1 protein-coding gene is annotated in these 481 nt (G+C 47.2%); it reads left to right on the top strand.

Annotated elements, in window-relative coordinates:
* Positions 1 to 481, top strand: a 481-nt coding sequence (locus LB467_RS19615; protein ID WP_237690474.1) for a pyridoxal-dependent decarboxylase, incomplete at both ends; no start/stop codon positions are given.

Below are 481 nucleotides of genomic sequence, written 5' to 3'. Positions count from 1 at the left end.
CAGCAATCTCCTGGCAGCATCCCGAAGAACAACTAAAATACTGGCAGCATGATTTTTCAAAACCAACCCTGGAGGAACCTATGGAGCTGTTTACAGATGTAATGGAAAAATCTGTACAGGTTCACCGCAGGAAATATTTGGGGCACCAGACAACTCCTACTTTACCGGTAACTGTACTTTCCGGAGCATTAATTTCCCTTCTTAATCAGGGAATGGGAGTATATGAGATGGGTATGGTGGGAAATACGCTCGAGAAAATCCTTACAGAAGACCTGGCACAGACGCTTGGCTATAGCGTGGAAGCATCTGGATTTGTCACATCTGGCGGGTCTCTTGGCAATCTTACAGCTCTTTTGGCAGCGAGGGCCGCTGTGACGAAAGTGTGGCGCAAAGGATATGAAGAAGGCCTGAAGCCTGCGGTTTTGGTTTCAGATGAGGCTCACTATTGTATTGACCGTGCTGCACGTATTATGGGTTTTGG

The organism is Salegentibacter tibetensis (genome assembly GCF_020164485.1).
GTDB classification, from domain to species: Bacteria; Bacteroidota; Bacteroidia; order Flavobacteriales; family Flavobacteriaceae; genus Salegentibacter; species Salegentibacter tibetensis.
Note: the sequence above shows the minus strand (reverse complement) of the source record. Positions and strands in the feature narration are given on the sequence as shown.